Raw genomic sequence first — 918 nt, forward strand, 5'->3', positions numbered from 1 at the left:
GATGAGTGGATACAAACAGGAATTGCAGAACTCTATGAACTACTCCCTGATTTCGGTCAAGTACTCGCACTGGATGGAAAAATTATTGATTCTTATGCAACACCTAATGGTCGAAAGCAGAAAAAAGACAGGCGAGCGGATTTGGAGGCGGATTTTACTCAAAAAGAAACCCATCATAAGAGCGGTAAGGTTAAGATCACAAGTTATTATGGATATCGTGTTCATCTTGTTGTTGATGCGACCTATGAATTACCAATTTTCTGGAAAGTGACTCCAGCTTCTAAAGGTGAGCCGACTATTGCCAAGGAGCTTATCAAAAATTTTAGTGAGACAACTAGTCAGAGAGCTCAGTATCTGACGGCAGATAGGGGCTACAGTGGTTTACCCTTACAAAATCTCTTGGAAGACGCTGAAATTATTCCCATCATTGAGAACCCTCATAAATGGAAAGAGGACGAAATGCGTCAGTATCTGGATACAGATCTCATGTACAATCAGTCAGGTGAAGTCTTTTGGATAGACGAGAAGGGTCAATCAATTCAGTTAATTTATAAAGGGTATGATAACTCATGTGATAGTTTACGTTATGGTTTTCATCCTAGTCAAGGAGATGAGCGTATTTTCCGTTTAAAACGCAGCGTTGAACCGATTATCTTTAATAGGGTTGGGCGGGAGAGCAAAAAATTCCAGAGAATATATAAGCAGCGTACAGCAGTTGAACGAGTAAATGGAAGGCTTGATCGAGATTTTCGTTTGGAGAATCATACGATTCGTGGCTTGAAGAAGATGAGCCTGGCAGTAAGTATGCGTTTTTTAGTCATGGTTGGTTTTGCATTATCAAAACTCAAATTGGGACAACGCGAGCACTTAGCTAGCTGGGTTGTTTGATAATAGTTTAAAAATGTATGGATGAAAACA

General features: G+C 39.9%; 1 protein-coding gene. It reads left to right on the forward strand.

Annotated elements, in window-relative coordinates; all coding sequences use genetic code 11:
• On the forward strand, positions 1 to 888 hold an 888-nt coding region (locus HZY94_RS09825), incomplete at its 5' end, for a transposase (RefSeq protein WP_179925971.1).
• Positions 889 to 918 lie beyond the last annotated feature (30 nt).

Origin of the sequence: Streptococcus danieliae (genome assembly GCF_013415245.1) — a bacterium.
GTDB lineage: Bacteria > Bacillota > Bacilli > Lactobacillales > Streptococcaceae > Streptococcus > Streptococcus danieliae_A.